Origin of the sequence: Rhizobium sp. UBA1881 (assembly GCF_002338015.1) — a bacterium.
In the GTDB taxonomy this organism is placed as follows: Bacteria; Pseudomonadota; Alphaproteobacteria; order Rhizobiales; family Rhizobiaceae; genus Rhizobium.
This window is the reverse complement of record NZ_DDHH01000060.1, coordinates 529-26,078: the sequence shown is the minus strand read 5'-3', so window position 1 is coordinate 26,078 and position 25,550 is coordinate 529. Positions and strand designations below refer to the sequence as shown.

The following is a 25,550-nucleotide window of genomic DNA, read 5'->3' as shown; positions in this document are numbered from 1 at the left end:
GAGAAAGGGCGATCTTCACCTAAAACGATGCGGGGTGCGATGAACAAAACGCCATGAAACGCCCACAATGCGTCGCACGGTGATTTTTGTGCGACACGACTGCCGCCAAACGGTCGCAACATGAGCATCGCCTCATCTAACATTATCGTTGGAACCAAATCCTCCAGCCGGCGTTAAGGCCGCCGATGAGGTGATGCATGACTGATGAAAAGCTTTGGAAGAAACCACTCACAATCGCGATTGGCTCCGTGAAATACGTGGTGAAAGGCACGCGCGACGCGGCCTGGCTGCTGGCCGATAAATGGCCGGTGTTGACCGGTGAATCCTTTGTTCGCGCACTCAAGGCCTGTGCCGCTGTCCTGGAAGGAAAGCGTGGCGGCGGGCATGCGAGACAGGCCCTGATCGCCGCAGCTCGCGATGCCAACCTTCAGATCGAAGGCTGAATTTCACGTTTAATTGAATCGAAAGCGCCAGCCGGAAGCACGGCTGGCGCTTTTCCTTTGCGCATTGGGGTCTCACCTAGCGGTTTCCCGCCGTCTTTGGCTGCGCCCAGTAATCGAGCAGCCGGACGCCGAGCGACACGATGGCGAGCAATCCGCCGAGAACAGTCACGGCCGACCATGCGCCGTAGCCCCAGGCAAGGGCGGCAAGCGCTGATCCGGCGGCACCGCCGAGAAACATGCCAGTCATGAAGATCGTGTTCAGCCGACTGCGGGCCTCGGGGTCCAGCGCGTAGATGATATGCTGATTTGAGACCAGCGCGCCCTGAATGCCGAAATCGAGCACGATGACGCCGATGATCAGCGCTGCGATCGACCACCACACGCCGAAGACGATCCAGGCGACGAGCGTCAAGAGAGCACCGAGCCACACCACGAAATGCGGGCCGCGTTTGTCTGCAATACGGCCCGCCACTGGCGCCGCGAAGACGCCGACCGCCCCAACGATACCAAACAGACCCGCGACATCAGCACCGAGCCCGAAACGTGGACCTTGCAGGTAGAGTGCCAGGATCGTCCAGAAACTCGTGAATGACGCAAACAGCGCTGCCTGTACCAAGGTGGCGGTACGCAGCGCAGAATGCTGCTTCCACAGTTGTGCCAGCGAACGGATCGCGTTGTGATAGCGCATGCGCGAGGTCGGGCGATGGTTTGGCAAGGCGGCGAACATCATGGCTGCACCCAAAAGCGCCATCGGAACGCCGATCCAGAACATGGCGCGCCATCCGGCATGTTCGCCGACGAAACCGGACAGGGTGCGGCTGAACAGGATGCCTGAGAGCACGCCCGACATCACCGTGCCGATCGTGGCCCCTCGCTTTTCAGGAGAGGCCAATGAGGCCGCGAAGGGCACGATCTGCTGGGCAACAGTTGCGCTCGCGCCGACCACAAGTGATGCCGCGACCAGTGTCCAGGCGGTGGGTGCGATCGCCGCAAGCGCTAAGGTGACGGCAAGTATCAGGAACTGGCTGATGATCAAACGCCGGCGATGAACGAGATCGCCAAGTGGCAGCAATAGGAAGAGGCCGACCGCATAGCCAAGCTGAGTGGCTGTCGGGATAAGCCCAGTGGCGGACTGGCCTGGAAAATCGGCTTCGATGATGCCGAGCATGGGCTGGTTGTAATAGATATTGGCAACGGCGACGCCACTGGCTACGGCCATTGCAAGCAGCCCGATCCGGCCTATGCCGGCTGGCGTGGCAGCTAAGGGTCTTTCGATAGTGGTCACGGTGGTCATGCGTGTAGCCTTTCTGGCTTCAGAAGATGGAACCTATCTATTATTTTCTCGAATTTCGGTGTACTGAGCAAAGATGATCAACCGGGATATCGAAATCTGATATAATGAATACCGAGGATGTCAGGATCTTCGTTGCTGCATCAGCGGCCGGTAGTCTCTCGGAGGCCGCACGACGCCTCGGGATCGCGCCAATGGTCGCGACGCGCCGCCTCGCGTCTCTGGAGGCGGCGCTCGACGTGCGTCTGATGCATCGTACGACACGATCCCTCTCGCTGACGCCGGAGGGTGAGACATTCCTGCCGTTTGCCCAGGCGCTGGTGGAAAGCGAGGAGGAGGCCAGGGCCCGGCTGCGGACAGACGGCAAGGGTGCAGCGGGCCTGCTGCGTGTCTCGGTTCCCGTGGCTTTCGGCCTGAAGCTCGTCATGCCGCTGGTGCCGAAGCTTCTGCAGGACAATCCGGACCTTAAGATCTCGGTCGATATGAACGACAGCCTGCCTGATCTCGTTGCCTCGGGCACCGATCTTGCGATCCGGATTGCGCGGCTGAAGGACAGCAGCCTGATTGCCCAGAAGCTCGCCGACAATGCACGCTCGCTGGTCGCCGCACCCGCTTACCTCAAGCGGCGCGGCGCCCCAATGAACACGCACGACCTGCTTGAGCACGATTGTCTCCCCATGACCGGCGTCTCGCATTGGACATTCATGCGTGGAGGCATCCGTGGGGACGTGCGTGAGGACGGGGAAACCCATGTGCGATTGAATTCGCGCTTCTCGTCGAGCAGCATCGCCGGTTGCCACGCCGCCTGCCTTGCCGGCGGCGGCCTCGCCTTGCTTTCCCACTGGTATGTCGAAGACGACATTGACGCCGGCCGCCTGGTTCGCATCACGCTCGAGGACGCAGTGCCGGAAACCAACGCGATCTGGGCGGTCTACCCGACGACCAGGCTGATACTGCCGAAAGTGCGGGTTTTTATCTCCGCGATCCGATCCACGCTCGCCGAACCGCCCCCCTGATCGCGGGACCGAACGCTCCGGTATCAGTCGGCCTGTTGTCGCGTGCATCATTGGTCGCCGCCCCACTCGTGCTTCAAGAGCCTCGATCAGACAGCAAGCGCGAGGTCATATTCACCAGCTTCGCGCTTGGCGGCAGGGCGAAGGCGAAAGCGACGCCAGGCGCTGGGTGTTGTACCGGTTGCACGGCGGAAAATCCGCGAAAGATGAGCCTGATCGGAAAGGCCGCAATCGAGCGCGATCTCACATAGGGGTGCGTTGGTGGAAAGCATCAGCTGCTTGGCGCGCTCCACGCGCTGGGCGATAATGTAGGTATGCGGAGACAGACCGAAACTCCTCTTGAAGGCCGCCGAGAAGTAGCTGGTGCTCAGCCTGGCCAGTTCCGCCAGTTCGTCGATCGCAACGCTCCGCGCCATGTTATCTTCGACGAACCGCTTGACACGCGCCACCTGCCATGGCGCCAACCCGCCCGATGCCGCCCTTTCGCGCGATAGCGGACCACCCGACACGACACGGGATGGCTTCAGCAGCATCGAGGCGCGTTTGACGAGATCGATGGCGATCGCCTCGTCCTGGTCGACGCAATGTATGGCGCGTGCCAGGAGCTGTGATACGTTTGAGGCGCCTTGCTGGAAGACGCCGAGAGCGCCGACGTTGGGCTCGTAGTGGTCCATCGCAATTGTCGTGGTCGCCTGCATCGTCAATCTCCGTCCTGGAACCGGTTGAGGTGTGATTTTCTGGCTCTATTCTGGCGATGGGACCGTGCCGGCGGAATCCTACTATGATCAAGTTTGCATAGACCTGGGTCTTATGGGGGGCATACTCGGGTATAGTTGCCCGCGCACCAAAGGGCTGCATAAGTTGCGTGAGGAAACTGCGAATCCGTCGTGTCACGGTGCGAGAATTTCATGCCCACAGGCTCGCAGGAAGTAATTTTAAATGGCCGAAGCCGCTTGCATAAATTGAGCTCACTCGAGGAAAACCATGTCGCATACTTGCAAGCATGTTCGCCTGGTCCGCGATGTCCGCCCAAGGACGCGCGGTTGTGAAGAGTGCCTGGCGATTGGTCAGGCCTGGGTCCATCTGCGACTGTGCCGGGAATGCGGCCATGTCGGCTGCTGCGATCAGTCGATCGGCAGGCATGCGACCGGTCACTTCCTTCAAACCGGTCATCCCGTTATGGAGGGCTATGATCCGCCAGAGGGCTGGGGATGGTGCTATGTGGATGAAATCATGGTTGACTTGCCGGATCAAACCGAACAGGTAGGGCCGATCCCGCACTTCTACTAGGTCTTGCCAAGGCCCTTGTGGATACGGCGCTCTTCAGACCGATCCGGCCTGGATCTCAGGCATTTTGAATTCAGATGGGAGCCCATACATGGCCAAGGTGCTTGTGCTTTTCGCCCACCCCGGACAGCGCCATTCGCGCGTCAATATCCTGATGGCCAAGATCGCGGGCAGCATGGAAGGCGTGACCTTCGTCGATCTCTACGCCGATTATCCAAAGCTCGATATCGACATTGACGTCGAACAGGCCCGGTTGCTGAAGCACGACGTAATCATCTTTCAGTTTCCGATCTACTGGTATTCGACGCCGTCGATTTTGAAGGAGTGGCAGGACCTGGTGTTGGAGTATGGATTTGCCTACGGCCACACCGGAGACAAGCTTGCAGGCAAATTGTTCCTGCCGGTCATTACCGCCGGCGGCCCCGACCACGCCTATACCGAACAGGGCAGCAACCATTTCCGCCTCCGGGCGCTGCTATCACCGCTGGAGCAGACTGCAAATCTGTGCCGGATGCGCTTCGTTGCACCGTACGCACTGTTTGCCGCGCACGATGCGCGTGGCGACGGGCGGGCCGAGCCGCATCTGGAGGGTTACCGGCGGCTGCTGGAGGCTCTGCGCGACGAGACCTTCGACATCGACGCCGCCGCCGGCATGGAATTGCTGAGCGCCGAAACGCTTCCGCTTCGTGAGAGCATGCCCCATGAATAGCTTTATCTTCCAGGCCTTCATCTATCTGCTGGCAGCCGTCGTCTCGGTGCTCATCGCCAAGAGACTGGGGCTCGGCTCCGTGCTCGGCTATCTCATCGCCGGCATCGTCATCGGGCCGGCCCTGCATCTGGTTGGCAACGAAACGCAGGATCTGCAGCATTTCGCCGAGTTCGGCGTGGTGATGATGTTGTTTCTCGTCGGCCTCGAACTGCAGCCACGAGCGCTATGGGAGATGCGCTCGAAGCTGCTCGGCCTTGGCGGGCTGCAGGTGATCGTGACCTCGCTGGTCGTAATGGGCTGCGCCATGCTTTTCGGTCAGGTCTGGAGCGTCGCGCTGACGATCGGCTTCATCTTCTCGTTATCGTCGACCGCAATCGTTCTGCAAACGCTCGGTGAAAAAGGCCTGCTGCGGTCGTCCGGCGGACAGGCGAGCTTCTCAGTGCTACTGTTCCAGGATATCGCCGTCATTCCGATGCTGGCCTTCATCCCGCTGCTGGCTTTGCCCGAGCTCGTGCGCCATCCCCTCGGCAGCAATGCCGAGAATGGTGGGCACCACTCATTCAGCCTCGTCGATGGATTGCCGGGCTGGCAGGTGACGCTGGTGACGATTGTTGCCGTCGCCTTCGTCATCGCCGCTGGCCACTATCTGTCGCGCCCGATCTTCCGGCTGATCGCCCGCTCCAAGCTGCGCGAGATCTTCACCGCCGCCGCCCTGCTTCTCATCATAGGCATCGCATTGCTGATGACCGTGGTCGGCCTGTCGCCGGCGCTCGGCACGTTCCTGGCCGGCGTTGTGCTTGCCAACAGCGAATTCCGCCACGAACTCGAAAGCGATATCGAGCCGTTCAAGGGATTGTTGCTCGGCCTGTTCTTCATCACTGTGGGCGCCAGCATCGATTTCTCGCTGCTCTATGCGCAGGTCTGGTCCGTGTTCGGGATCACGGTAGGCGTGATGGTGCTGAAGGCGATCGTGCTGCTGGCGCTCGCCGTCGTGTTCAAGCTGCGTGGCACCGATCGCTGGCTTTTCGCGCTGGGGCTGGCGCAGGCTGGCGAATTCGGTTTCGTGCTGATCTCGTTTACCGTGCAAAGCGCCGTGCTGCCGCCCGATCTGGCCGCGGTTTTGTTGCTGGTCGTCGCGGTGTCCATGTTGTTGACGCCAGCACTCTTCATCATTTTCGACAGGCTGATCGTGCCGCGCTTCGACCGCCGGCAGGAGGAGGACGCTGACGAGATTCCCGAACCTGGTTCCGTCATCATTGCCGGCCTTGGCCGCTTCGGGCAGATCGTCAACCGCATGCTTCTCGCCAATGGCTACAAGACCATAGTGCTTGACCACCAGGCTGACGTCATCGAGGGCCTGCGAAAGTTCGGCGTCCGCTCGTTCTTCGGCGACGCCAGCCGGCCGGACCTCCTGCATTCGGCGGGCTTACATGAGGCAAAGGTCCTTGTGGTCGCGATCGACGATCCGGAGCGGGCGATCGAAATCGTCAAGCATGCGCGCCGGGAGAACCCGCATATCCACATTATCGCCCGCGCGTTTGATCGGACGACCGTCTACAGGCTTTATGAGGCCGGCGCCCACGATATCGTCCGTGAGGTGTTCGACAGTTCTGTTCGCGCCGCCGGCTACGCGCTGAAGGGGCTCGGCATGCATCCCTACGATGTCGAAAAGAGCAAGGCGGTGTTCGTGCGTCAAGACGTCCGGGGCCTTCGCAAACTCGCACCACTGTGGCGGGAAGAGGTCGCGGTCTTCGACAACAAGGAATACATCGCCAAGGCAAAGGAAATCGCCGACCTGCTGGAGCAGGCAATGATGGGCGACCGCAGCGCGCTTGGCGAAAAGGCCGAACGCGGATGGACCCCACCCGATATCGCAGCCGAACAACTGGAAAAAAACATCGACTGAGCGGTCAGTAGTCTGGCGGTCAAGCCGTGGTCGCTGCTCTTATCGCACAGCGGTCGCGCTCAGTACCGGATCGTCATGCTCGCTTTGGCGCTCACGCTCCAGGAACTGGTGGATCGCCGCAATCACCACTGACCCTTCGCCCACGGCGGAGGCGACGCGCTTGACCGAACCGGCGCGTACATCACCGACCGCGAAGATGCCGTCTTTCGAGGTTGCATAGGGCGACGCGGGGCTATGCTCCGTCGCAACCATGCCCGTCTTGACGAACCCGTGCTGGTCAAGATCGAGGCAGCCATCGAGCCAACCGGTATTCGGGGATGCACCGATCATGACGAAGATGTTGGTGGCCGCCAGCTCATGGCGTTCTCCTGTGCGATGATCGATCCAGGTCACGCCGTTCAATGACTTTTCGCCATGCAGCGCGGCGATTTCAGCCTGCTGATAGAGACTAATGCGCGGCGACCGCTCGATGCGCTGAACGAGATAATCCGACATGGTTGACGCGATGCCGCTGCGCATCAGCATGTGTACGTGCCGGACCGTTCGTGACAGAAAGACTGCCGCTTGACCCGCGGAATTGCCACCGCCGACAACGACGATATTTTCATCCGCGCAGATCTGGGCCTCCATGGCTGTTGCCGCGTAGTGGATGCCCTGCCCTTCGAACTTGTCGTAGTTCAACACGTCGAGCTTTCGGTAGCGCGCGCCTGTCGCGATCACGATGGAGCGCGCGCGCAAGGACGTTTTGTCGTCAAGAACGAGCCTATAGGGATGCGAGGAGCAATCGAGCGTCATGACCTCATGCGAGACCGAAATCCTGGCGCCGAACTTCTGCGCTTGAATATGCGCCCGGCCGGCCAGCGCCTGGCCGGAGATACCAGTGGGAAAGCCGAGGTAGTTTTCGATTTTTGATGAGGTGCCCGCCTGCCCGCCAGGCGCCATTGTTTCAAGCACGATGGTGCTAAGACCTTCTGAGGCGCCATAAACCGATGCTGCCAGACCGGCAGGCCCGGCACCGACGACCGCAACGTCATAGATGGTGTCTGCCTCCGGAGGCTCATTGATGCCAACCAGATCAGCGAGTGCGGTGTTGGACGGACGCGACCAGACTTTCCTGTCAGGCGTCACGACGACAGGAAGCATATCTGGGGTCACTGCCAATTTCTGCATCAGGGGCAAAGCCGTCGGCTCGATCGCGGGGTCGACGACTGCGACCGGATAGAGGTTACGCGTGAGAAAGCGCTGGATACGCAGAACGTCACCGTGGTGCCGGTCCCCGATCAACAAGACGCCACCTTCGGAATGGCGCACGAAACCGGCGCGGCGCAGGATGTAGGATCGGATGATCGTCTCGCCGATATCGGGCTCGCCCGTGATAAAACTATGGAAGTCGCGATTGGTGATCCGCAACAGGCGCGAACCGGCTTTTGCCAGCCCGGTCAGAAGCATGGGCCGCTTCGTGAAGATGTTCTGTTCGCCGGAAAACTGGCCTGGGTGATAGGTGAAGACCAAGCGGCGACCCCGCCTGACATCATCGATGAACAACTCGATCTCCCCCTCCAGCACAAGGAAGAAGTCGATCGTGCGCTGGCCGCGCTCAAAAACGATGGTATCCTCAGTCACCTTCTCTTCAAGACCATAGGCCTTGGCGCGCTCGATCATCTCGAAGGACAGAACCGGGAATGTCTGCGCCTGGCGCAGCCAGGGATCAGTCGGGTCGATGGGCGTAGCAATCATCATCCGTCTCCGAAGCAGTCAACATCGATTGCCGCGACATTCTCTGACTGCCGGCAAGTCGCGCGTCGATTCAGTGGCCGGCCTTCGACCACCATCATCAAACATAAAACGACTGCCGCGGCAGGATTGTACGAATGGACTGCGTTTGCAAGGGTGAGCTTGTCACACGTCGCTCAGCTCATCATCGCGCGGTACGAAATGAAGATCACGGCCCGTTGCAGCTCACCGATCGGTCTTCTTCTTTTCCATCTCGTCCCATCGCCGCTGCTTACGTGATTTTGGCTTCAGGCTCTTCCAGGTTCGATCGACAAAGCGGAGAAACCGGGTGACATCCATCAGGCGGTCGACGATCGAACTCAGGTTGCCAAGCCGTTCGTCTATGATCTCATTGGCAGTGAGCTCTATGTCGGCGGGCGTGTACTCGGGAAAGTGGGCCGAAAGGTCCGCATACGGATTGGCCGCGTCTCTTCCGACTATATTGATCTTCCCTTTGCGGAACATCAGACGCAGGAGCACCTGTTCAAAAGTCCAGTCGTGAACATCGAGCACCTTGTAGCGCTCGCTTCGCTTCGACGAAAAACCGGCCAGTGTGATCCTTGCACCAAGATCAAGTGTTGTCAGCCAGAAGCAGAGCGCGAACCCAGTCGTGGGCACGCTCGCGCGTGGATAAAACGGCGTAAACACCTCCGTCAGATCAAGGTGTCTGACATGAACGTCGCCGAACTCCGATGCCGGACTGAGTTGCTCGTTCGGCCCCGCCTTGACGTTCACCACACCGTGGAAAGTGCGCATGTCGAAATAGGGCAGGACCTTGTCGACTTTACCGCTCTTCACGAGGTTGGCACCCAGGGTTCCGCTTCTCGACAGGAGCAAGGAAGGACGGGTGAAGGGCTCATTCAGAACCTTGAAGACCTTGTTGAAGAAGATAAAAAGTGTGGTGTCGGGAAAGCGCGCCTTGAGCTCCTCGATGTTCACTTCATCGCTGTTTGCGACCAAGACAACATCGCTGTATCCTGCCAGGAGAGATTTCCACTCCTCGGCGACAGCGTTCGCCTTTTTTGAACCGGTATCTCCATGCCCGTCGGTCATTGTTCCCTCCTAGTCGTGTCGGGCAATCCGCGCCTTTTGACCAAACGCGCGGGTGACCCAACATAGACGCCAAACGGCTCCGTTGCCCCCTTGATCACGCTGTTTGCCCCAATCACGCAGCCATCGGCGATCTTGGTGCCGGCAAGCACCTTGGCGCCCGCGCCGATCCAGACGTCCTTACCGATTTCGACCCTGCCTTTTTTGATTGGCTGATCCTTGATGGGGAGCGTGGCGTCGTCATAGCTGTGCTCGAACGAGACAATGACGACGTGCGCCGCAATCCGGGAACCGTCGCCGATCGTGACGCCACCATGTCCGAGCACGATCGAGTAATCGTTTATCGATACCTCGTTGCCGATCTCGATCGCGCCGCTTTGGGCATCGAGGACGACGCCACATCGAGTGAAAAGCCGATCCCCGATCTCAATCCTGCCGTTGCGATAGCGAAGCTTTGGCAGGTATCGCATGTTTGCGCCCTTGCCGATCCGCAACGCCCCGCGCGATAAGGTGGCGCGCAGGCGAACCACAAAGCCGAGGTTCACGGGATCACACAGGTGCGAAATGAGGATCGAGTCCGCGAGCCTTTTCTAGCCACACATCCGCGTATTCGACGTCCTGCCAGTTATGGAACCAAGGGCCGCCATTGGTGTAATGGACGCCTTTTGGAAAACCTTGCGAGGGCCTGGTGCTCCAGCCCTCCAACCAGTTCCACTCTTCCGGGATCTCGCCGATTTCACTGTCCTTGGCCCATTGCAGGCGGTGGAGATAGGCGCCGGTCTGTGAATTGACGAGCTCGGGTGTCAGCTGGCGGGTGGAAGGGTGCGCGCAATTAAACAGCATGAACGACGACCAGTTCTTGCGGGGGTAGTTTGTCTGTACCTTGCCATCCATCTTCACGCCTTCCTTGGGCGTGTAGTCGTGATGGACGCACGCAACGGCCTTCGTATCGTCCTTGTAGCGCAGCAGCTCCGCCACATCCCCGAAAAACAGAAAATCACAGTCGCAAAACAGCGCCCAGCCCTTATAGTCTGCAAGCCACGGCGTGAAGAAACGGGAATAGGTGAACTCGGTCGACGCAAGCGGATCGACTTCGCGGGTGTAGACACCCTGATCAACGAGCTCCTGCAGCTTGATAGGATGGACCTCGACGTCGATGGATGCCTTTTCGAGCAAGGTCGCCTTGGCGACCTGGTAGGCGATATCTTCGCGGGAATCCCATCCGATATAAACTGCTAATTCCGCCATGCATGTCCTCCAAACGTCAGCTCGAAACAATCCAAGATATGGCATTTGGAATGCTGAATGCTAAAGTCAACATCTAGACGCGAACTTGCCACACGACGTTGGCTGGCGCTCGATCGCTGCTACACCCTCAAGCCATTCAAACCGATCATATCTGTGCTCCTCTCCCACTTGCATTCGGGGATGTACGTAGTGACGTTGAGGTTCACCCTTAAGCTGTGTCACGTCGAAGTCACACCACCTGGAGGCATGCTTATGTTCTACTGGGTAGCACGACACAAAGTGAGCATCGGTCGGTAGCGGGTTCGTATGACGTTCAGCGTAAGACGAATTGATCAGGCAGAGGCGCTAGGCGGCGCCAATATTCTGGTTCATGCCTATGGCGAGCCCCCATGGGAAGAGGCTTGGACAATGGAGAACGCCAGGAGGCGGCTCATCGAGCTGTCTTCGCCCCCGGACGCCATCAGGCTCGGCGCGTTCTGTCAGGGCCAGCTCGTTGGCTTCGCGTTCGCATCACCGCATACCTCAGCAATCGGCACCGGCTTGTATGTCGCAGAGATTGCAATTTCGCCATCGCACCAGAGAATGGGATTTGGAACGGCCCTGCTTACTCACGTCGAGCGTGCCGCGATCCAGCTCGGCTACTTGCAGGTTTGGCTCGTGTCACGCCAGATCGGTGGTGTTGCAAACTATTACAAGACGAATGGTTATAACCGGTCGAACGCCTTGTGTATCTATTCGAAAATGCTTGCCACAGCTGTACTACAACCCAGCTAATTTTGGGGTTTATCGCCCGTGCCTGCTCACGAGTATCAATCACAATTTCAGTGGGTGCTTCGGCATCAATGGGTGCTTCGGCTGTCCGTGACGGTCGTAAGGTGCGGCGCGACGATTTCCAGGTGCGGCGAGGCGAGAATTTCCCGCTTTACAGCCTGCATTGCAAGCTCGAGCCAATGGACTGCGCCGACAAGTTCGACATCTTCCGCAGCAGCGCGCGCGTAGCTGATAAGGCGCGCGAGTGCCGCAAGCTCCTTGATATCCTCTGGCGATCTTGCGTTGTCGCCGTGATCATCCCCGTGGTCTTCAGGCATTGCACTCATCTTTGCTCTCCGCCAATCCGAGGCAACATAAGCCGGCGACACGCGCAGCGCCCGTGAATAAAGTGTGAAACAACTTCAGGGTGTTATCTCGCGGGATTGCCTTGCAGCTGCCAGGATAGAAGACCTAGAAAAGAAAGGCGCTCGAAAGAGCCCGATTGCCGAAACGCCGGGCTCGCTTTCCGTCTGGATTTTCCAGATCCGGTATCAACACCTTGACCACGGCGAATGGAAGATCCGGGTGACTAAGCTGCACAGCAGCCACCATGGCAATCCCGGCGGCGCGCAGCTTGTCCGTCGTATGATCCAGATACTGCTGCAAGGATAGACCCTTCGCAACAGACGGCGGCGGGGGCACCGTTGGCCTGCTCGTGAAACTGACACGCAGCTCGGCGGGCAGCAGCGCTTGAAAGGCCGTCGGCGCAATATCGTCACGCGCTCCGCTGATAAAGGTCAGGCGCGACTGAGCTGCCTCGGTTATCGCGCGAATGGCTGCACGCACGGCTGATGGATGGGCACCACTCCCGCCCGTCACTTCGGCAAAACGCACAGCTGCGCCCGACAGGGCGGCCCGTGGTCCGAGCAAGGCGGTAAAACAGGGAATGGCGACATCGCTGGTTATATCAAACAGTTTGAGGACCAGGCCGGAGGATTTTATCCTCTCCAACAGCCGATCAAGAACATCGTCGCGGAACAATGCCGGGTCCACACATCGGGAGTGCCTGACGCTCTCGTCGCTGATTTGCCATAGCACATATGCATCCCGCTCGATGCGTTCGAGCATGCCATGCAAGATGGCTTCGTCGATAGTGTTTCCCGACGCCAGTCCGTCGGACGACATCCAGAAGCGCGTTTGTCTGGTGCGGTTTAAGATAACAGCCTCGAACGGGACATGGATCATCCCGCCCGATATCAATTCGCGCCCTTTCACCCACTCGACCGGCTCATGCGGACCGATATCTGCTTGGTGCAAGCCGATCAAACACTCGAGCGTTGTCAGAGGATGACCGTTGTCGCGCAATTCCTGGACGGTGGCGCGAAATGTTGACACCGCCGGTCTGCTGGCAACAGCCCGTTCGAGCGCCTCCATGACTGCCGAGACGCGTGCATCAACGTCTGACAGTCCCTTCCCTTGTGCCACGACAGCAGAGGGTGCGTTCGGTGCGTAGGCGCACCATACAGGCATACCGATATGATCAAGCCCGGTGTGGCGGGCCACGCGCGTGATGCCGAATTGCGCCAGAAGCGGCGTGACGCGCGCCAGCGTCGCCGGCGCTGAGATTATCCGATCCGAATAGCTTGGCGGTTCGATGATCGAGGTCAGTGCCAGTCACCCAAAAAAAGAAACGGGCAGACAACCACTCGCATTATCAGGCACAAGGGCGATTGGCGCATCTTTCTAGGTGCCTTCGTGCTCCGTGTGGTCCGCACCGTAGCGATCATTGATCACGATGCCAGGCGAACCGAGGCTGCGGGTCAAAGCGAGTAGTTTCTGCCGCACGTTCGGGTCTTCGATGGCGATGAAGGCCTTGCCGAGCGCCAACCCCTCCTTCGAGGCCATGAAAGCGGCGACTGCGTCCGTCTCCGGACGGCTGCCGTCTTCACCGGCACTGGAGGTGCCGTTCTCGAAGAAATATCCGACGGTTACACCAAAAATTTCGGCCATTCGCAAAAGGCGGCTGGCGCCGATGCGATTGATGCCCTTTTCATATTTCTGGATCTGCTGAAATGTTATGCCCAACGCTTCGGCAAGGCTGGCCTGGCTCATGCCGAGCATCTTGCGACGCAGCCTCACCCGCTCCCCGACATAGCCGTCGATCGCGTTCGTCGATTTCGCCTTCATGGCGTCCCTCGCCTGCAACAATAGGAATGCAGGTGCATAATGGGGCCACCGCAGAAAAATGCAACTAAAAGTAAAGCGGCCACTCAAAATCTTTAAAGACTTCTCCGAACGTCGTAAAAACTATCCACAACCATCCTCCGAAACGCTTGTCTTTGTCACATCAGAAGGGCGTATTCTTCACCAAGAACCACTTTAACTGGTGTCACGCCGATTTCACGCAAGCAATTGGAGTTCCCATTTATAATGGTTGAGTAAAATTGGGGCATGCGCTCGGTTAACGTTAGGTGGGTGCTTTCCAAAAACGGGGCAATCACCGCACACCGCGACTTCAGGCGCAGCAGATGGGGATTGACGTCATGCAGATACCTGCCATTGAGATAAACCACGCGGACCGTTTGTTGGCCTGCCGTCAGCAGATCGAGGAAGCCGTTCATCAAATGATCTTCGGCGAAAAGCAGATGGAATACTCGCCCGCGGAGATCGCGATGGCGATTGCCGACATCGCTGACGACTATATCTTGAGCCTTTCAAAGCTGAACCGGGCTGCTACTCACTGAATAGTTTGACCCGACTGCGCGCAGCGCATGACTTCGGTTCGAGGGTCACTCATGACACAGCGCGCTCGGATGTCTTTTGCGCAGTGGCAAAGCTTTTGCGGTGAACTGTTGCTGGAATGCCTTGTCGGTCACACTTTTTTCGTAAATATCGACTTGGTAATCTGACGCACCACGCCTTTGACAGGCGCTGGTGCGCGTCATGTTTTCGGTGAGCGGCCATCGACATTGACGCTGGAACACGCGCGCGGGCAGAAGTAGACATCTTGAACAGTTCGTTCCGCGCCTCGAGCGCATCCATGAGCCTTGCTCTTAAATTGCTCGGCGGCCTGCTTTGGGTGCTCGCCTCATCGGCCCTGCTGGTAGAGAGTGACACTTATCGCTACGCATGCGCGATCCTGGCCGTCATTGCACTGGTCTATTATGTCAAGGAACCGTCGCGTCCGCGCACGAACTGGCTGGGTTGGCTGTGCATGGGCTGGGCACTCTATGTTCTGGCACGCTTTGCGTTCATCTACCTCACGACCGAACATCATGATATGGGCGGATCCGACTGGCTCTTTGCATTTCCCTTGTTCTTCCCGATCCTCGGGGTCGCATTCGCGCTCTACGAGGGCGAGATGGAAAGGATCATCGCGGCATTTTTCGTCGTCGCCGTTGCTATGCTTGCCGTTACGGTGGCGCTGACGATTGGCACGATTACCACCGGTGTCGCCGTGCGCCCACTCGTCATGAACAATCAGATCCACGGCGCAGTCGCCTGTGGCCTGATTTTCGTGATGTCGACCTTTTGGCTTTTGCACTACCTGACAACCCCTGATGCCGATCGTCGGTACGCCAGGCTAGCCTATGTGGTATCCCCGCTTATTCTGGTTTTATGCGTAATCGCAATCTATGGCGCCAAATCCAAGGGCGTGTGGCTCGCGATGATGTTCACACTGCCGGTTCTCGCCATTGTCGGCATGCGATACATCAAGGTGCGCGCGCGCAGTGGATTGGTGATGGTTTGCGCGATTGCGCTGCTTGGGGTTGGAATCTACGCCGTGCGCCATAATCTCGATCAGACAGCCGGCCCGACGATCAAAGCAACCGCTTCGCTCTTTTCTAGCGTTCTGGGCAGCTCGAACCATGCTGAGACGATCACGCAGACCATTCAGTCGGACACGACGCCTGTTGCGATGGACGAACGCCTCCAGCTCTGGTCGAACGGTTGGGAGCTTTTCTCCTCCGCGCCGATCTTCGGATGGGGCAACGAATGGCTCGAGCGCTGGCAGCACACACGCTACGCCCACGTTTCCTATACGCTGCTACACAATGGATATCTGGAGATACTGGTGCGCTTTGGTCTGTTCGGGGCCGTCGTCATGGCGCTTATCCTGGCGAGCTTCATCGTCTCCGTCTGCAAGGCCCGTCGCCAGGGCATCATCCCGCGTGCGGCCATGCACGCCTATCTTGTCTGCATCTTCTTTTTCGCGCTCACCCTTCTCAGCAACTCCAACAACCGGCTGGCGATCGGAGAAAGTCTTGCGCTCGTGACGTCAGCCTTTGCCTGTTGGTGCAATCTGCGCTTGCGGCCAGCGCAGGAAAACCTAGCGGGTCTGCAGGCGGCCGCAGGCTAGTTACTTCGCGAACTCTGTGAGCAGACCGCGCGATAGAGCGAAGAAACCGCTCGTCGACGCCAACAGCTATTTCCGCGCTGCGTCGCCTTTTCCCTTGCCCATCACGGAGCCGAGGATCATGGCGATGTCATTCCAAAGGCTGGCGGTCTTGACGTATTCGGCGTCTGCCGCAGCAAGTCGCTCGGGGGTCGACATGTCGATGCCGGCAATCTGCGCCAGACCGGTTATGCCGGGGCGAACAGCAAATACGCCCCGGGCTCTGCGGGCCGCGATGACATCGGGCTGGCTCGGCAGGCATGGGCGCGGGCCAACCAGGCTCATCTCGCCCTTCAAGACGTTGACGAGCTGGGGCAATTCGTCGAGCTTGTAGGCGCGTAGCGTCTTGCCGATCGGCGTGATCCAAGCTTCGGCCGCATCATGGGAGCCCACATCAGGCGTACCGGCGGCCATGGTCCTGAACTTCAGGCAGGTGAATGGCAACTCGTTTCGGCCCACTCTTTTTTGACGAAACAATGCACCGCCAGGCGACGAACGCCGGACCATGACGATGAGCACAAGCAAGACGGGAGACAAAACGACGAGCCCACCGGCTGCCGCACAGAAATCGAAAGCCCTCTTGATCCCCTGGTCGAGCTTGCTTGTCATGTCAGTCCTTAAAGGGTTGCGGGGCCTTGGCGCTCGTTGCCGTGCCAAGCGTTCGAACCAGTGCTTCGTCCATCGAAAACGACGGCGTCCAGCCTAACCGCCTGGTTCCAAGAGTGTCGACTTCAAGCGAGCGTGTCAGGCGATGAACCAGTTCGCGTTTTCCAGCAACGCTACCAGCAAGTTCCAGCAGCACTGGAGGAAACGGCAGCAGCGAGGCCGTCGAGCCGGATGCCGCGGCAATCATGCGCACGAGTTCTGGTGTCGATGGGCTCTTGGCGTCAGCAACCATGAATGTTGCCCCTGCCGCATCCGGGTGGTTTGCGGCAGTCACGATAAGATCGGTCAGGTTCTCGAGATAGACCATCGAGCGGCGATTATCGATCGAGGCGAAGGGCAGTGGCAGGCCACGTTGCACGAGCCGCACCAATGCCTGGAAGCTTCCACGCATGCCGGGTCCATAAACGAGCGGCGACCTGATGACGACGACCTGCATTTTCGAGCTGGCGCCAAGGGCAAGCAGCAACCGCTCGGCTTCGAGCTTCGTTCGACCGTAGTCACTTTGCGGGTCGGGTGTGGCCGTCGCTGTAAACGGCGTGCCTCTGGTCGTTGCCTCGCCGTTCGCCTTGATTGAACTTAAGAACACGAACCGTCTTACGCCCGCCGCCGCTGCCTGGCGCGCCAGATTGATCGTGCCCTCAACGTTCACGGACCGATACTGCGCAAGAACCGCCGGCGAGCCTTCGACGACGTTTTGATTGACGGCAGCGAGGTGGACGACGACATCAACCCCTTCAAGGGCAGCCGACCAGTCGGTCGCGCCATCTATGTCGCCGACGGCAAACAGCCCATCACCGCCCCGCCTGCTCGTTGCACGAAACGGAATGGAGCGTTGCTGCAACGTGCGCAAAAGCCCCTGACCGACAAAGCCAGAGGCACCGGTTACGAGAAACATGACGGCCTCCAGCGCAGCAGGCATATCGGCAAGACGAAGGCCCTCACCTGGAAACCTCCTGCCTGAGGGCAACGAGATCCACCACGCGCTCCATGGGACTGTATCCCGGCACCAGATCGCTCAAAGCTTCCTTCAGACGCCTTGCATCGCCATCGCGTGCAAGCTGCGCCAGCGCGTCGAGCTTTCCTGACAGTTGCGACCAGCCAAGGAAGAGTTCGCGCGCGCGCCGGATCTTCGGGTGGTCCGTGACTTCGGGATTGTCGTTGATCAGCAGCTCCTCGTAGAGCTTCTCGCCCGGCCGCAGACCGGTTGTTACAATCGCGATGTCGCCGCCCGGGTTCAGATCGTCCTGAACCGTCAGTCCGGAGAGTTCGACCATACGGCGCGCAAGATCGATGATCTTGACCGGCTCGCCCATGTCGAGCAGGTAGACATCTCCGCCCGATGCCATCGCACCAGCCTGGATGACGAGCTGAGCGGCTTCGGGAACGGTCATGAAGAAGCGTGTGATCTCCTCATGCGTCAGCGTGATCGGGCCACCGCGGCTGATCTGCTGGCGAAAGAGCGGCACGACGGATCCCGATGAACCCAGGACATTGCCGAAGCGCACCATGGAAAAGGTCGTGTTCCCGTGCTCCTCGGAAAGCGCCTGCAGGATCATTTCGGCCAGGCGCTTCGTCGCACCCATCACATTGGTCGGCCGCACCGCCTTGTCCGTGCTGACAAGGATCATGCGCTCGACGCCGGCGGCGAGAGCTGCCCTGGAGACCGTAAGCGTACCAAAGACGTTCGTCTTGACGCCTTCGGCGGGGTTTTGCTCGACCAGCGGCACGTGCTTGTAGGCGGCCGCATGATAGACGGTCGCGGGCTTCCATGTCTGGATGATCGTGCTGATGCGGTGCTCATCGCACACGTCGGCAAGCAGCGGGACGATCGGAAATGGCGGTTCTGCATCTTCGCCGGCAAGCTCGCCCTGCAACGCGTAGATGCCGAATTCGTTCTGGTCCAGAAGCAGAAGCGCCTTGGGACGCAGTTTGGCGATCTCGCGGCACAGCTGGCTGCCGATGGAGCCTGCAGCACCGGTGACCAGGACAATGCGGTCGGCGACGTTTTGCTCCAGCAAGGCGGTGTTCGGCAACACCGCGGTACGGCCCAGCAGGTCCTCGACATCGAGGTCCTGTAGGTCCGTCAGCTGCGCCTGGCCGGTTGCCAATGCACTGATATCGGGGACGGTGCGAACGGCAACGCGTGCCGAACGCAAGCGTTCGATGATCTCGTTGCGCCGGCCCCGCTCGATCTGTGGCAAGGCCAGAAGAACGGTCTTGACTTCGAGATCTGCGCACACCTTCTCGATGTTTTGAGGGCTGTAGATCTTCACCCCGTTGAGCGACATTCCTTTCAGGCCGCGATCATCATCAAGAAAGCCCACGACCTTGAACTCGGCCGAATGGCCCAAGGCGCTGACCAGCTGCCGTCCCTGCGAGCCGGCGCCGTAGACCAGGGTCCGGATCGGCGCGGCCTCGCCGAGAATTTCGCTATAGGCATCGTAGAGAAAATAGCGTGCCACGAAGCGCGAAAGGCCAACGGCGAGCAACAGCAGCATCGGCTGCAATATGCCAACAGTCCGAGGGATCGTCGGTACGCTGATGACCGTGAAGATCACCATGTAGACGGCGCCATAGATCAGCACGCACTTGATGACTGTCGAAAATGCGGCCCAGCCCATGAAGCGGAAGATGGCGCGGTAAAGACCGAAGGTGATGAACAACGGCAGCGCGATGACGAGCGATACCGGGATCGTCCAGAACTGCACACCCGTGAGCAGGTACCAGTCGTTGAAGCGGAAGCAGAATGCAATCCAAACCGTTATGATGCATAGACAGGCATCAAACAGCAGCGCGATGACGCGCTTGGCTGGCCGGGGCAAGGCAAGAACCTGCTGCACGTAATTGTCAAACATGGCGCTGGCTCGATTGTGACGGGTTTGGCAATAGCGGCCGACATTGGATGCTACGGCAAAAACTGTTTCGGAGAAGATGGCTCATGAAACTGCGTACCGTACACGGCGAAGGAGTTCCAGCGTGCGCCAGACATGAGTTGGAATTTTGCGAAGCCCGCGCAGCTTCACTGATCGATACCGCGCGCGATCGGCGATCTGGCTCTCCTTGGAGCGAACCGACAGGGAGATCAGATCGTGTTTGAGGGTGTAGACTTCAACGCCGGTTGCCCAACCGCGTTCCAGCGCTATGTCGAACGGGCATGTAATGACCTTGAGGGCGTCGACGAGTTTTTGCGCGCCCGCTCGGGTCACGAGATAGCATGCTGCCGACCCCTGTGGTCCGAACAGGCATTTACCGACGATATCGCCGTCGACGGATCGGGCAACGGGTCGAAACCAGACGACACGGTGGTTCAATAATTTCAGCACGTCAGCAAATGGCGCAGCCTTATGTGCGCTATAGCCACGAGAAACGAGGTCGCCGCTGAGGTTGACGTCGTCTTCCATAATGATTGCGCACTCCGCCGCGCTTTCGACAAACGCTTCAAGCGCCTTTAGATGGGCGAGATAGCAACCATATTCCTGCGGCAGCATCGGACGGCCATTGCGGCGAACAAAACCGGCTCGGTCGTAGTCTCGCCACTGCGCGGTGCTCGCCGCATCAATCTCGACGCCTGCGATACGCTGCACATCAAGGCCGAATTCTTCGGCTTGGCTCTTTATATGCTGCCAGCGGTCGATGGAGCGATCGAGATTGATGACGTAGGACACGATGTGCCGCCGAGACAAGGTCTCGCCTGTTGCGGATCGGCGCGTTTGGTCGTCAGCTGCGCTGTCAGTCTGCTGGCGTTCACGCACAGTGGTCTCCTGGGGCATCCATCGGGCGCCAAACTCGCTATAGGTTTCTCGCTGGACACACGTCTTTGCCAACCGCGACAGCCATTAATATGTATGCGCGGCGTGTGCAAGGATCTACCCAAACGAGCAAAGCGTTTTCACACGAGAGTGGCTCAGGAGCCCGACTGCAGCCACCTGCCAAATTAGACGGCATCTTTTCACATGATGGCAAATCAGCCACCTGTCGACAAAAGCTTCAGTTGTTTTCGCATTCGACCACACTGCGGGGTCGCAATTTTCCTCCCCCAACTCTTGCGAATTGGCCTTTGGCCCATCACGCCGGCGCCGCGCCTGCGCTGCAACCTGAAGGCATCATCCCGATGAGCTCCTTCTTGGTCCCCGCTTCAACACGTCCCTGATAGAGAAGCTCGAATGGATACGTGCGACGCCAGGCAAAGTCGATAAGATATCCTTGTGGATCCGCTCAAAATCGCGCGCACTTTCGACCTCGACCTTGAGAATATAATCCGAACCGCCCGTCATCAGGAAGCACTCCTGGATCTCTGGATAACGGCGGATGGCCGCCTCGAACCTGTTCAGGTGTTCCTCGGTCTGTCGATCGAGCGTGATATTGACGATCACTGCAAGCGCATCGTCGCTGTCGGAGGTACCGATCAGGGCCGTGTACCCCCTGATATGGCCGGATTTTTCCAGTCTTGCGATCCGTCGGAGACATGCTGATGGAGAAAGACCGACTTCGGCTGCAAGTGCCGTGTTGGCGATGCGCGCATTCAATCTGAGTTGCCGGACAATGTTACGATCGATCGCATCCAAGATCATGCGCAATAATTCCTCTTTTGACGCTCGATAATTTCGCATTCATCGACCGATTGCAATATCGCAATGCTGATCACCAGGAAATTGCTCGATTGTTTCGCTATCTTCATGGCAACAGTCAAAGGGGATCATGATGGACGCTGCCGTCACAAATACTCTCAGTGAGGGCGCGTTGTCCGGTCTTCTCACGATCGACCTTAGCGCGCTTGCGGCGAATTACCGGCTCCTCGCAAACCAAGTCGCGCCATCGATTTGCGGCGCTGTCGTCAAGGCGGATGCTTATGGCCTGGGAGCCGATCGCGTCGCCCGGGCACTGGCTATCGAAGGGTGCCACCACTTCTTCGTGGCACACCTCGTCGAAGCCCGACACCTCAAGCGATATTTGCCAGCGGATGCCAAGCTCTTTGTTCTGAATGGGATCATGCCCGGTGGTGAAGAGTTTGCGGCTGCAAACGGGATCATTCCGGTTCTCAACTCGATGGCGCAGCTTCATAACTGGTCTCTCGCCGCCGAACGGCGCGGTGCACCCTTGTCTGCCGTGCTTCAGTTCGATACCGGCATGTCGCGCCTCGGCCTGAGCTTGGACGATGCATCGGTTCTTGCGCAAGATCCTACATTGCTGCGCAATATCGACGTGCAATTCATCATGAGCCACCTGGCCAGCGCGGATGAGAGGGACAACCCGCAGAACGCCGCGCAGCTTGCCGTCATGCAGGATCACGCGGCCCGCTTTCCGCAGGCCAAGCTGTGCTTTGCCAATTCAGGCGGCATTCTCCTCAACTCTGACTTTCATGGCGACATGGTGCGACCGGGGATCGCGCTCTATGGCGGCGCGGCAAGCGATCGCATTGCCAATCCGGTGAAGCCGGTTGTTCAACTGAGCGTCCGCGTCGTCCAGACGCACACCGTGCCTGAAGGCGCGCTGGTTGGCTATGCCGGTACTTACCGGGTCCCGTCGGAGATGCGGCTTGCGACGCTCGCCGCTGGCTATGCCGATGGTTTGCCGAGAAGTCTCAGCGGGCGTGGTGCCGCCTATTTCGCTGGCCAGCGCCTGCCGATCGTTGGCCGCGTGTCCATGGATAGCATGACGATCGACATTTCATCTCTTCCAGCAGATGCGGTTGGTCTCGGCAGCCTCGTGGAATTGATCGGCGCCGATCAAAGCCTTGAGGACATCGCGCGCGATGCCGGCACGATTTCGTATGAGATACTCACGGGCCTTGGCCAGCGCTACCATCGCCAATACATCTGAAAAAAGCATACATAAGAGGGGCAAGCATGAAAGTCACAGTTCTCGGCGCCGGCGTCATCGGTGTCACCAGCGCATACTATCTGGCCAAGGCGGGACATCAGGTCACCGTTATCGATCGCCAGTCCGGCCCGGCTCTCGAAACCAGCTTCGCCAATGCCGGCGAAGTGTCTTTCGGATATTGCTCTCCGTGGGCAGCGCCGGGTATTCCGCAGAAGGCGCTGAAGTGGCTGTTCATGGAACATGCGCCTTTGGTCCTCCGTCCGAAGGTGGACTACGCGATGATCTCCTGGATGATCAGGATGCTCGCCAACTGCACATCCGAGCGCTACGCGATCAACAAGTCGCGCATGCTGCGCCTTGCCGATTACAGCCGCCTGTCGCTCGCCGAGCTGCGCACTGAGACTGATATCGCCTATGACGAGCGCATGCAGGGAACGCTGCAGCTCTTCCGCACGCAGGCGCAACTCGACGCATCGGCCAAGGATGTGAAGGCGCTGGCGGCTGACGGCATTCCTTACGAAGTGCTGGACCGCGAGGGCTGCATCCGCATGGAGCCGGCGTTGCGCCACGTCAGCGACAAGATCGTCGGCGGCCTGCTGACGCCCAAGGACGAGACCGGCGATTGCTTCAAATTCACCAATGCGCTCGCCGCCAAGTGCGTTTCGATGGGCGTCACCTTCGACTATGGACGCCAGATCAAGGGCCTCGTGATCGAGGCGGGACAGGCCAAGGGTGTCGTCACCGATACCGGCACCGTCTTCTCCGATGCCGTCGTCGTGGCGCTCGGCAGTTTTTCGCCGCTGCTGTTGAAGCCATTCGGGATCGAGCTCCCCGTTTATCCGGTAAAGGGCTATTCCCTGACCATCCCGATCACCGATGCATCGCGTGCGCCTGAGTCCACGGTGATGGACGAAACCTACAAGATTGCCATCACGCGCTTGGGCGACCGTATCCGGGTCGGCGGCATGGCGGAGATTTCTGGCTATACGAACGACCTCGGCCCCGCGCGCCGGAGAACCCTGGAGCATTCCGTCAGCGATCTCTTCCCCGGCGGCGATCTGAAGGCCGCCAATTATTGGTCCGGGCTGCGGCCGATGACGCCGGATGGCACGCCCGTCATCGGCGCGACCAACATCCGTAATCTGTTCCTCAACACCGGCCACGGCACGCTTGGCTGGACCATGAGCACCGGCTCCGCACGGGTGCTGACGGATGTCGTCGGTGGCCGAAAGGCAGATATCGACGTCAGCGACCTGTCGCTCGCCCGATACGGCCGATAAAGGGCGGCATCGCGGGACGACAATTTGCTGGATCCGAGGCTCAACCGGTTGCAACAACGCGGCTGAGCCGCGCCGCAACGATCGGTCTGACGCAGCCATTCGTCCGGCAATTTCGTTGCCCGCTGCCGATAAACATCGCAACAATTTGCCATCGCTTTCAACGAAGAGCGCGCATAGACTTTGCGTTATCTTGATTGCCTGACGTGCTGCTGGAGGTTGATGCGGCGAAGTGCAATTCACGAGATGATGCATGGGAGGAGAACCGTGCAGCTTGACGACGTTTGGTCTTCTCGGGGCCAAGTTCGTTATGGCCTACGGTACAGCCCGATGCCGGCTTCGAGGAGGAGGTCGCGATGACGATGCAGGATCCGATTGTGATCACAGGCGCCGCCCGCACGCCAATCGGTGGCTTTCAGGGAGCCTTCGCCTCCCTGGCCGCACCGCAGCTGGGAGGATCGGCAATCGCAGCGGCGTTATCGCAAAGCCAAGTCCCGGCTGAGTGTGTCGATGAGATCATCATGGGCTGCGTGCTTGCGGCTGGCCAGGGACAGGCACCGGCCCGACAGGCGGCGATTGGCGCCGGCCTCCCCTTCTCTACCGCCGCCAGTACCGTCAACAAGATGTGCGGCTCCGGCATGAAAGCCGTGATGATCGGCCATGATCTGCTCGCCGCCGGCAGCGCTTCGGTGGTGATCGCGGGCGGCATGGAAAGCATGACGAGTGCGCCCTATCTACTTGATCGTGCTCGGGGCGGCTATCGGCTCGGCCATGGGCGCGTGGTCGATCATATGTTCCTCGATGGGCTCGAGGATGCCTATGAGAAGGGGCGCTTGATGGGGACATTCGCGGAAGACTGCGCCGAAGCCTACCAATTCACGCGCGAGGCGCAGGACGCCTATGCCATCACGTCCCTCACGCGGGCACAGAAGGCGATAGAGGCTGGTTATTTCGATCACGAGATCGTGCCGGTTTCGGTCATGGCAGGCAAAACCGAAGCGACAATCCGTGAGGACGAGCAGCCCGGCAAGGCCAGCATCGACAAGATCCCCAGGCTGAAGCCGGCTTTCCGTGAGGGCGGCACGGTGACGGCAGCCAATGCGAGCTCGATTTCCGACGGAGCTGCAGCGCTGGTGCTGATGCGCCGCTCGCGGGCCGACCAACACGACATCGCACCGCGCGCGACCATTGTCGGGCACGCCACGCATTCCCAGGCACCCGGCGAATTCGCCACGGCGCCGATCGGCGCGTTGAGAAAGCTCTCCGAGCGCACCGGATGGCAGCTATCGAACGTCGATCTGTTTGAGATCAACGAAGCATTCGCCGTCGTGCCGATGGCCGCCATGCGTGATCTCGAGATCCCCCACGACAAGGTCAACGTCCACGGCGGCGCTTGCGCACTGGGCCATCCGATCGGCGCGTCCGGAGCTCGTGTCATCGTTACGCTGCTTGCGGCGCTGGAGCGATACGGGATGAAGCGCGGGATGGCGACGCTGTGCATCGGTGGCGGCGAAGCGACCGCGATCGCCATAGAGCGTCAGTGAGCGCAAAAGGGAGGTGCGCTGATGATCTTGTCCGACACGCAGAGCCAAATCAGGGACCTCGCGCGCGATTTTGCACGCGAAAGACTGGCACCCGGGGCCGCCGAGCGGGACCGCACACACAACTTCCCGCGCGACGAACTGAAGGAGATGGGTGAACTCGGCCTTCTCGGCATGCTGGTGCCGGAGGCCTATGGCGGCTCCGATACGGGAACGGTTGCCTACGCCGCCGCGCTCGAAGAGATCGCCGCCGGCGATGGCCCCTGCTCGACGATCATGAGCGTCCATAGCTCCGTCGGCTGCGTTCCCATCCTCAAATTCGGAAACGAAGAGCAGAAACAGCGTTTCCTGCCCAAGCTTGCCACCGGCGAATGGATCGG

General features: G+C 59.5%; 27 protein-coding genes. 11 read left to right on the top strand and 16 right to left on the bottom strand.

The window, feature by feature from the left end:
* Window positions 1-197: 197 nt before the first annotated feature.
* On the top strand, window positions 198-443 hold the full coding sequence (locus B3605_RS07170; RefSeq protein ID WP_296433430.1) for a DUF982 domain-containing protein: 246 nt from the start codon (window positions 198-200) through the stop codon (window positions 441-443).
* Between the two features lie 76 nt (window positions 444-519).
* Here the strand turns inward: B3605_RS07170 and B3605_RS07165 are convergent, their stop codons facing one another.
* Entirely contained in the window at window positions 520-1,737 is a 1,218-nt protein-coding gene (locus tag B3605_RS07165) for an MFS transporter (protein ID WP_296433429.1), read from the bottom strand.
* A 104-nt stretch (window positions 1,738-1,841) separates the two neighbouring features.
* Between B3605_RS07165 and B3605_RS07160 the strand changes: the two genes are divergently transcribed.
* Complete coding sequence (locus tag B3605_RS07160; protein ID WP_296433428.1) at window positions 1,842-2,750, top strand: LysR family transcriptional regulator; 909 nt, start codon at window positions 1,842-1,844, stop codon at window positions 2,748-2,750.
* Between the two features lie 86 nt (window positions 2,751-2,836).
* Here B3605_RS07160 and B3605_RS07155 read toward each other — a convergent pair whose 3' ends face one another.
* Together B3605_RS07155 and B3605_RS07150 are read right to left on the bottom strand one after the other, a co-directional pair.
* A complete protein-coding gene (locus B3605_RS07155) occupies window positions 2,837-3,445 on the bottom strand; it encodes a helix-turn-helix domain-containing protein (protein WP_183794234.1) in 609 nt (202 codons plus the stop codon).
* A 208-nt stretch (window positions 3,446-3,653) separates the two neighbouring features.
* Entirely contained in the window at window positions 3,654-3,911 is a 258-nt protein-coding gene (locus B3605_RS07150; protein ID WP_296433456.1) for a hypothetical protein, read from the bottom strand.
* Here B3605_RS07150 and B3605_RS07145 point away from each other — a divergent pair.
* The 3 genes from B3605_RS07145 to B3605_RS07135 all read left to right on the top strand — a co-directional run bounded on the left by B3605_RS07145 (window position 3,804) and on the right by B3605_RS07135 (window position 6,649).
* On the top strand, window positions 3,804-4,037 hold the full coding sequence (locus B3605_RS07145; protein ID WP_296433451.1) for a UBP-type zinc finger domain-containing protein: 234 nt from the start codon (window positions 3,804-3,806) through the stop codon (window positions 4,035-4,037). The genes B3605_RS07150 and B3605_RS07145 overlap by 108 nt on opposite strands.
* Before the next feature lie 88 nt (window positions 4,038-4,125).
* Window positions 4,126-4,743, top strand: coding sequence for an NAD(P)H-dependent oxidoreductase (locus tag B3605_RS07140; RefSeq protein WP_183794238.1), 618 nt, complete (start codon window positions 4,126-4,128; stop codon window positions 4,741-4,743).
* A complete protein-coding gene (locus B3605_RS07135) occupies window positions 4,736-6,649 on the top strand; it encodes a monovalent cation:proton antiporter-2 (CPA2) family protein (protein WP_296433427.1) in 1,914 nt (637 codons plus the stop codon). The genes B3605_RS07140 and B3605_RS07135 overlap by 8 nt, the downstream gene beginning before the upstream one ends.
* Window positions 6,650-6,688: 39 nt before the next feature.
* Here B3605_RS07135 and B3605_RS07130 read toward each other — a convergent pair whose 3' ends face one another.
* The 4 genes from B3605_RS07130 to B3605_RS07115 all read right to left on the bottom strand — a co-directional run bounded on the left by B3605_RS07130 (window position 6,689) and on the right by B3605_RS07115 (window position 10,720).
* On the bottom strand, window positions 6,689-8,386 hold the full coding sequence (locus tag B3605_RS07130) for an FAD-dependent oxidoreductase (protein WP_296433426.1): 1,698 nt from the start codon (window positions 8,384-8,386) through the stop codon (window positions 6,689-6,691).
* 222 nt (window positions 8,387-8,608) lie between these two features.
* Window positions 8,609-9,475 (bottom strand): 3-deoxy-manno-octulosonate cytidylyltransferase, encoded by an 867-nt coding sequence (locus B3605_RS07125; RefSeq protein ID WP_296433424.1) that lies wholly within the window; start codon window positions 9,473-9,475, stop codon window positions 8,609-8,611.
* Window positions 9,472-10,017: an acyltransferase gene (locus tag B3605_RS07120; RefSeq protein WP_296433422.1), complete on the bottom strand. Its 546-nt coding sequence runs from the start codon at window positions 10,015-10,017 to the stop codon at window positions 9,472-9,474. Before B3605_RS07120 ends, B3605_RS07125 begins: the two co-directional genes overlap by 4 nt.
* Before the next feature lie 4 nt (window positions 10,018-10,021).
* Complete coding sequence (locus tag B3605_RS07115) at window positions 10,022-10,720, bottom strand: glycosyltransferase (protein ID WP_296433421.1); 699 nt, start codon at window positions 10,718-10,720, stop codon at window positions 10,022-10,024.
* A 306-nt stretch (window positions 10,721-11,026) separates the two neighbouring features.
* On the opposite strand from B3605_RS07115, the gene B3605_RS07110 reads away from it, so the two are divergent.
* A complete protein-coding gene (locus B3605_RS07110) occupies window positions 11,027-11,494 on the top strand; it encodes a GNAT family N-acetyltransferase (protein ID WP_296433420.1) in 468 nt (155 codons plus the stop codon).
* 65 nt (window positions 11,495-11,559) lie between these two features.
* Here B3605_RS07110 and B3605_RS07105 read toward each other — a convergent pair whose 3' ends face one another.
* The 4 genes from B3605_RS07105 to B3605_RS07090 all read right to left on the bottom strand — a co-directional run bounded on the left by B3605_RS07105 (window position 11,560) and on the right by B3605_RS07090 (window position 14,091).
* The gene (locus B3605_RS07105; RefSeq protein ID WP_112941990.1) at window positions 11,560-11,817 is read right to left on the bottom strand and encodes a hypothetical protein; all 258 of its coding nucleotides are present in this window, start codon (window positions 11,815-11,817) and stop codon (window positions 11,560-11,562) included.
* 124 nt (window positions 11,818-11,941) lie between these two features.
* Window positions 11,942-13,096 (bottom strand): YcaO-like family protein, encoded by a 1,155-nt coding sequence (locus tag B3605_RS07100; protein ID WP_296433449.1) that lies wholly within the window; start codon window positions 13,094-13,096, stop codon window positions 11,942-11,944.
* A 117-nt stretch (window positions 13,097-13,213) separates the two neighbouring features.
* A complete protein-coding gene (locus tag B3605_RS07095; protein ID WP_183794245.1) occupies window positions 13,214-13,657 on the bottom strand; it encodes a helix-turn-helix domain-containing protein in 444 nt (147 codons plus the stop codon).
* Between the two features lie 155 nt (window positions 13,658-13,812).
* Window positions 13,813-14,091, bottom strand: a complete 279-nt coding sequence (locus tag B3605_RS07090) for a hypothetical protein (RefSeq protein WP_162726964.1) — start codon at window positions 14,089-14,091, stop codon at window positions 13,813-13,815.
* 419 nt (window positions 14,092-14,510) lie between these two features.
* Between B3605_RS07090 and B3605_RS07080 the strand changes: the two genes are divergently transcribed.
* On the top strand, window positions 14,511-15,830 hold the full coding sequence (locus B3605_RS07080) for an O-antigen ligase family protein (protein ID WP_296433418.1): 1,320 nt from the start codon (window positions 14,511-14,513) through the stop codon (window positions 15,828-15,830).
* Window positions 15,831-15,896: 66 nt separating this feature from the next.
* On the opposite strand, the gene B3605_RS07075 is transcribed toward B3605_RS07080, so the two are convergent.
* The 5 genes from B3605_RS07075 to B3605_RS07055 form a co-directional block, all read right to left on the bottom strand.
* Complete coding sequence (locus B3605_RS07075; RefSeq protein WP_112819024.1) at window positions 15,897-16,475, bottom strand: sugar transferase; 579 nt, start codon at window positions 16,473-16,475, stop codon at window positions 15,897-15,899.
* 1 nt (window position 16,476) lies between these two features.
* The gene (locus B3605_RS07070; protein WP_183794249.1) at window positions 16,477-17,427 is read right to left on the bottom strand and encodes an NAD-dependent epimerase/dehydratase family protein; all 951 of its coding nucleotides are present in this window, start codon (window positions 17,425-17,427) and stop codon (window positions 16,477-16,479) included.
* Between the two features lie 43 nt (window positions 17,428-17,470).
* On the bottom strand, window positions 17,471-19,387 hold the full coding sequence (locus B3605_RS07065; protein WP_113010673.1) for a polysaccharide biosynthesis protein: 1,917 nt from the start codon (window positions 19,385-19,387) through the stop codon (window positions 17,471-17,473).
* Between the two features lie 81 nt (window positions 19,388-19,468).
* The gene (locus B3605_RS07060; RefSeq protein ID WP_113010724.1) at window positions 19,469-20,284 is read right to left on the bottom strand and encodes a glycosyltransferase family 25 protein; all 816 of its coding nucleotides are present in this window, start codon (window positions 20,282-20,284) and stop codon (window positions 19,469-19,471) included.
* A gap of 351 nt (window positions 20,285-20,635) precedes the next feature.
* On the bottom strand, window positions 20,636-21,103 hold the full coding sequence (locus tag B3605_RS07055) for an Lrp/AsnC family transcriptional regulator (RefSeq protein WP_112941996.1): 468 nt from the start codon (window positions 21,101-21,103) through the stop codon (window positions 20,636-20,638).
* Window positions 21,104-21,233: 130 nt separating this feature from the next.
* Between B3605_RS07055 and alr the strand changes: the two genes are divergently transcribed.
* From alr to B3605_RS07035, 4 genes are all read left to right on the top strand, one after another.
* Window positions 21,234-22,352, top strand: coding sequence for an alanine racemase (alr, locus tag B3605_RS07050; RefSeq protein WP_296433416.1), 1,119 nt, complete (start codon window positions 21,234-21,236; stop codon window positions 22,350-22,352).
* 26 nt (window positions 22,353-22,378) lie between these two features.
* Window positions 22,379-23,632 carry a D-amino acid dehydrogenase gene (locus tag B3605_RS07045; RefSeq protein ID WP_296433415.1) on the top strand — a complete coding sequence of 418 codons (1,254 nt, stop codon included), beginning with the start codon at window positions 22,379-22,381 and terminating at the stop codon, window positions 23,630-23,632.
* 353 nt (window positions 23,633-23,985) lie between these two features.
* A complete protein-coding gene (locus tag B3605_RS07040) occupies window positions 23,986-25,173 on the top strand; it encodes an acetyl-CoA C-acyltransferase (protein WP_296433414.1) in 1,188 nt (395 codons plus the stop codon).
* A gap of 21 nt (window positions 25,174-25,194) precedes the next feature.
* On the top strand, window positions 25,195-25,550 hold a 356-nt coding region (locus B3605_RS07035; protein WP_296433413.1), incomplete at its 3' end, for an acyl-CoA dehydrogenase family protein.